We start from the raw sequence: 4858 nt of genomic DNA on the forward strand, positions 1-4858 counted from the left end.
GCGCCGCAACGTCTAATTCTTCACTGGGAAGGGAGTAGGATTGCTATATTTAGTTATTAAGTAGGAATTGTGGCTTTAGTTTCTTTAGCGGCTTTGGTGGCAGGGGCGAGATCGGGGAAGTTGGTGAGTTTTCCTACCGATACAGTACCTGCTTTGGCAGTGCGTCCCGATCGCAGTGCAGATATTTATACGCTCAAGCAGCGATCGCCCGATAAACCATTAATTTTGATGGCGGCTAGTTGGCAAGAGTTTTTATTGTTTTTGGATATAGATCGTCCTGAATTAGAAACTTGGGAACGGACTGCCCACCAATATTTTGCTGGAGCAGTGACTCTGGTTTTGCCCGCGAGCGATCGCGGTTGTCAGCTAAATCAAGGTTTTCAAACTTTAGGGGTGCGAATTCCCGATCACCAAACGGCGATCGCTATTTTGCAGCAGACAGGAGCAATGCTAACTACCAGTGCCAATAAGAGTAACGAACCGCCTTTACGCAGCATGGTCGAAATTAATGACGCTTTTCCCTCGGTCATGACTCTCGGCGATGGAATTAGTATTACCGAACCCTTGGGAAGTGGCTTGCCATCGACTGTAGTGGAATGGACGATGAATGGTTGGGTAGTTCGTCGTCAAGGGGCTGTGCGACTTTAAATCAAAAAGTGCGCTTTACGCACTTTTTGATAGATTTAGACGGATTTAGATGGATTTAGATAGTTTGCCAATCTCGCGAAAATTGTTCTAGGTTAGCAATGGTTAGTTCCTTTTCCAGCCATTGTAGAGCCGTAACTTGACTGGGAAATTTCTGGCTGTCGTAGTCTTGGAATACATCTACTAGGGAAATAGCGATCGCATTTTGTCCAGAAGCAACTGACCACCGTTGGAAAAACTGCTGCATGGTCAATGCAGGTAAAGCATTTTGCAGATTTTCTAGAGCCGTGACCTGATTGGCAGAGCGCTTAAAAACCTTGACAGCATCGCTGAGATTGATGAGTTGCAATGGAGGATTGCTCGTGTCACTGGGTTGGCTAGGCGTAAATGGTGTGGTCGTAGTGCCAACTCCTGCATTAAGATTTGACCAATCTTGACGGAATTTAGCAAGAGCCTGTGACGATATTTGCCCTTGCAACCACTGCAAGGCAAGATTTTGATTGAGCATCTGGGCAAGGTTGTAACCACTGAGGGCATCTGGTAGTGATGTGGCCGTGGTTGTTAGTCCAGATGCGGTTTGCCAACGTTGAAAGAATTGTTGCAATATCTCTGGCGTGATATTTGCTTGCAAGTTGTTAAGAGCCGCAGTTTGATTGGGTAAGCGCCCACGGCTATAGCTATTTGCAGCATCAGTTAGACTAATTGCACTAGCAGGGGGCGTTGATGAGGAGGTGGGATCGGTAGTAGCGATGGGAGTACCATCCGTCGGTACAAAAATTGACGGCGTTGTGGAAGGCGTTGCGGACGGCGTTGCCGAAGGTGCTGGAGTTGGTGCGGGCGATGGACGCACAATTTCAATCGTGGTCGGTGGAGTGGGCGTAGCTACCGCGATCGCAGGTGCTTGAAGCTTTTTCCATGTTTGTTCGCCGACTTTGCCATCGACAGTCAGCCCATTGGCTCTCTGAAATGCCACGATCGCATCCCTTGTACCAACACCAAAGTCACCATCGATCCGACCTTGATAATATCCCTTGTCTTTAAGCAATTGTTGAGCTTGGGCTACAGCCGAGCCCTTAGATCCTGGCAATAGGGTTGGTAGAGTCTGTGCAGTCGAGACGGCACGAAGTTTAGCCCAACTAGAACTGCCCACGATGCCATCAGCTACCAATCCATTAGCCTGCTGAAATTTCAGAACCGCATTGGTTGTACCAGCACCAAAATCCCCGTCAATGCTGCCACTATAAAATCCTTTGCTTTGAAGAAGTTGCTGCAATTCAACTACATCACTACCGTTACTACCTTGTCTTAATATCGAGTCCATAGTTAGCTCAAGTTTCTCAAAGTTGACAATCTTTAAATTCAATTCACAATCTAGCGATTTTCATTTAGAAATGTTATTTAGTAACATTTCTAAATGATGAATTTAGAAATGGGGAATTTAGAAATAGAGTACACGAGCATCTAATCCTTGCGATCGCAAGAAATATTTCAAAGATTCAGCGGCATCACGATTGGCGTAGCCGCCAGCATATACATAGTTACCGCGATTTGACTTGGCGACAAAGGCGCTAGGGATAAACTGCTGTACTTGAGATAGGGTGGTCGGGGATTGCACAGGTACAGCTGTAACATAGCGATATTGTGCTAAATTCTCAATGTTATTGGTGGGGATGTAGCTCGGGAGCGTTACATAGGGTGAAGTATTGGTATTTTGAGCAGTTTGTAAGGTCTGAGAAGTTTGATAACCCTGCTGGGCATCTACGCCGCGTTTTTGGAGTTCTTTGGTTACAAAATCTGCGGTTGGTGTATCAAAGGAGCCAGCAACAATAGAGGTCTGTCCGTTAACTGAGGCAACCACTGGGTTAGTTACAACTTGTCTAACAACATTCAAAGTTGCGGGATTATTGCCTGCTATGTAGACAACTATATTTCCTAATTGTGCATTGGCACTGGTACTTGCTATATTCCAAAAGCCGAAACTCGCGATCGCTAAGCCAATAGATTTCTTCACCCAGCCAGATATCTTCATCGTTTTTAGACCTTATAACCCTAAAGCGACTTAATTGCTCGTAAACCTTTACTAATTCTATCGTAATTAGTAAATGCAGAGATATATCGATATATAGCTGTCGCTAGTCTTGCTAGGACGAAATTAAAACCCAAAAGAGGATTGCCGCGCTCTGCGCGGCAATCCTCTTTTGGGTTTTACAGCAATTTTCGATCAAAAGAACCACAAGAAACCTTTTGAAAGTGTTGCGAAGCAACACTTTCAAAAGGTTTCTTGGTTTGGATTTGAGCGCAAAGCGCTGTATGTCCTGATACATTTGACGGTAGTCATATATAGCTGTCGCCACTCGCGTTATGCCGATTTCCAAATGGCAACGCTATTTTGGAAATACGCGCACTATAAATTCCAGCCCTTGGCTAATAAATTTGTGGAGATGGACTCATGCCATTGCTCAAGCAATAAACCAAATTCCTCTGTATGCAATCCTTTACACCAGAGCATCAGGGCATCTTCGCCTGTTACTTCATAATAATTAGGTCTTCTCCCAATTTCCTTAAAACCAAAGCTTTGGTAGAGGGCGATCGCCACATGGTTGGATGCCCGTACTTCGAGGGTTGCCCATTCCAAATGGCGATCGCGAGATTTTTTGAGTAGCCCCCAGACGATCGCTTTACCAAATCCTTGCCCTTGATATTCGGGACGCACTGCTAACACGGTAATATGCGCTTCTTCGAGCACAGACCACAAACAACCAAATCCTAATAATTCGCGATCTTCCGTAGTTAATCCCAGCACTACACTGCTGGGATTGTCGATTTCCCTTTGATAGGCTTCTAAGCTCCAGAAATCTCCTAAGCAGGCACAGTCGATCGCCCTGAGTTGGGATAAGAAATTGCGATCGATCTCACTTAGGTAGATTCTGGTTGATAGATTCATAGGTTGATAAATAATTTAGACTTAGCAGAAAGCTCCATGTATCCTACCCCTATCCAAATCTCCAAATAAACGAATTATTAACGAATTGTCAATGTCTATGTCAGAAATCATGCCAACTATCTATCTCAGCATAGTTAGTTTCTTTGCTTGGATAGTTAGCACGTTAGCAGGTGGTGGTAGTCCCTTTGTTTTAATCCCATTGGTCAATCTCTTGATGGGGGCTGCCTCGGTTCCACCTGTAATTACGATTGGTATGTTTTTTGGGAATGCCCATCGAGTTTTTCTGTTTTGGCGCGATATTGACTGGAAATTAACGGCTTGGTATGCTCCTGGTGCAGTTTTTGGGGCAATTCTTGGCGCATATACCTTTACCCGAATTCATATTGATGGGCTGCAAATAGTCATTGGTATATTTCTGCTGATCAGCGCAGTTTTGTTTGAGTTAGAAAAAAGCCCAGATACAAAAAACGTAGATAACTCTGCATCTCAGCATGATTTAAATAATTCAGATAATTTAAATTCAGATAATTTAAATTCAGATAATTTAGAAACAAAATTGACTGCTTTGGCGATCGCTTCTGAAGAGACTAGAGATTCCCAAGAGACTAAAGAATCTGGGGAATCTGGGGCTAATGAAATTCCTAATGCAAATCAAACCGAGACTCAAGGGCAACTGCCTAAACCTAAATTTAAGCTCGAAGCATGGCATATTATGCCCGCAGGATTTCTGAAAGCCTATGTATCAGGTCTAGTGGGGACAACGGGACCAGTGCTCAACCCTTTTTATCTACGCTATGGCTTGCTCAAGGAGCAAATGATTGCGACTAAAGCTGCCCATATGACGATTATTCACGTCTTCAAACTGATTACTTATGGGCTACTAGCAGCCCTGTCGCAAGAGCAGGCGATCGCAGGTTTAGCGATCGGCTTAGCGGCAATACCTGCTAACCTCGTGGGCAAATATATCCTCAGCCGTATGAGTTCCCAACAGTTTCGGCAGATTGTTTTGGCATTTATGGCAGTAGGAGGTCTCTGGATGCTGTGGGGTCAAAGGGATTTGTTTTTGAATTAATATCTACTCCCTAACTTCGACTTTGCTCGGCTAACGCTGGCTGAGCGGAGTCGAAGCCACAGGTACTTTAATTGATTTGAGTTCGGGATAATTTGAAACAGGCTTTGAGGAAGGGTTTGCGTGGCAAACCCTTCCTCAAAGCCCAAAAGTAAAAGCCTTGCTAAGCAAGGCTTTTACTTTTGGGCTTTTAAAATTTG

General features: G+C 44.5%; 5 protein-coding genes. 2 read left to right on the forward strand and 3 right to left on the reverse strand.

Annotated features, from left to right (window positions below):
- Positions 1-69: 69 nt before the first annotated feature.
- Positions 70-648: an L-threonylcarbamoyladenylate synthase gene (locus AC805_RS03925; protein ID WP_055074200.1), complete on the forward strand. Its 579-nt coding sequence runs from the start codon at positions 70-72 to the stop codon at positions 646-648.
- Positions 649-703: 55 nt separating this feature from the next.
- Here the strand turns inward: AC805_RS03925 and AC805_RS03930 are convergent, their stop codons facing one another.
- From AC805_RS03930 to rimI, 3 genes are all read right to left on the reverse strand, one after another.
- Positions 704-1966 (reverse strand): peptidoglycan-binding protein, encoded by a 1263-nt coding sequence (locus AC805_RS03930; protein WP_055074201.1) that lies wholly within the window; start codon positions 1964-1966, stop codon positions 704-706.
- Positions 1967-2083: 117 nt separating this feature from the next.
- Positions 2084-2674, reverse strand: coding sequence for a hypothetical protein (locus AC805_RS03935; RefSeq protein ID WP_055074202.1), 591 nt, complete (start codon positions 2672-2674; stop codon positions 2084-2086).
- Positions 2675-3049: 375 nt separating this feature from the next.
- Positions 3050-3589 (reverse strand): ribosomal protein S18-alanine N-acetyltransferase, encoded by a 540-nt coding sequence (rimI, locus tag AC805_RS03945; protein WP_055074204.1) that lies wholly within the window; start codon positions 3587-3589, stop codon positions 3050-3052.
- 91 nt (positions 3590-3680) lie between these two features.
- Here rimI and AC805_RS03950 point away from each other — a divergent pair, with 91 nt between their 5' ends.
- Positions 3681-4661 (forward strand): sulfite exporter TauE/SafE family protein, encoded by a 981-nt coding sequence (locus AC805_RS03950; RefSeq protein ID WP_231662421.1) that lies wholly within the window; start codon positions 3681-3683, stop codon positions 4659-4661.
- Positions 4662-4858 lie beyond the last annotated feature (197 nt).

The sequence above is a fragment of the Pseudanabaena sp. 'Roaring Creek' genome (assembly GCF_001402795.1).
Classification (GTDB): domain Bacteria; phylum Cyanobacteriota; class Cyanobacteriia; order Pseudanabaenales; family Pseudanabaenaceae; genus Pseudanabaena.

Bases quoted from the DNA above. Each gene is read 5' to 3' on its own strand.
- AC805_RS03930 (WP_055074201.1), bottom strand. From the start codon at position 1,966: ATGGACTCGATATTAAGACAAGGTAGTAACGGTAGTGATGTAGTTGAA.
- AC805_RS03935 (WP_055074202.1), bottom strand. From the start codon at position 2,674: ATGAAGATATCTGGCTGGGTGAAGAAATCTATTGGCTTAGCGATCGCG.
- rimI (WP_055074204.1), bottom strand. From the start codon at position 3,589: ATGAATCTATCAACCAGAATCTACCTAAGTGAGATCGATCGCAATTTC.
- AC805_RS03950 (WP_231662421.1), top strand. From the start codon at position 3,681: ATGTCTATGTCAGAAATCATGCCAACTATCTATCTCAGCATAGTTAGT.